This is a genomic window from Methylophaga sp. UBA1464 (assembly GCF_002325665.1).
Lineage (GTDB): Bacteria > Pseudomonadota > Gammaproteobacteria > Nitrosococcales > Methylophagaceae > Methylophaga.
The window spans coordinates 26,714-27,223 of the sequence record NZ_DCSO01000084.1 but is presented as its reverse complement, the minus strand read 5'-3'; the positions used below and the strand labels follow the sequence as shown (position 1 = coordinate 27,223).

The 510-nt window shown below is 45.3% G+C and carries 1 protein-coding gene; it reads right to left on the bottom strand.

All coding sequences use genetic code 11. The features are described 5' to 3' along the window. The coding region (locus tag B3O33_RS10710; RefSeq protein ID WP_292363565.1) for a hypothetical protein at window positions 1-387 on the bottom strand (387 nt) is incomplete at its 3' end. Window positions 388-510 lie beyond the last annotated feature (123 nt).

Below are 510 nucleotides of genomic sequence, written 5' to 3'. Positions count from 1 at the left end.
GGCAGTACCACTAATCACCGCGCCCACACTGGAAAGAATTAAGACCGCGACCAGAAGCGTTGCCACAGCCCAACTGATCAGGCCATGTGCTGTGTCACGAAAATAGACTTCATCAATATTAATATCAGTCCATCGGGTTCTTAATCGACCGGCTATATAGCCACCCAATCCAGCGGAAACAAGTTGTGTTACCGTCAGCCAGATAATCGTTGACCAGCCAATGGTTTGCATACTCACACCTTCATTCTGCCAGGGCGAAATCACTGAAAATCCTAATCCAAAACCGAGCAGTAACATGATTAGGGTCATGGTCGCAGCGCTGACCGCTCCGGCAAAAATAGCTGCCCATGACACGCTGCTGTTGCTGTTTGCTGAGAGAGTTTCCATATCGCGTTCCTTTTAATTTGCTTTCAAATCCGGATTTGTTTTTTTTGAGGAAAATCACTTAGGCATTAGTTGCCCAGAAATTAACTTTTTTAAACGCCTGAATGACATTCAGGCAATTGAATA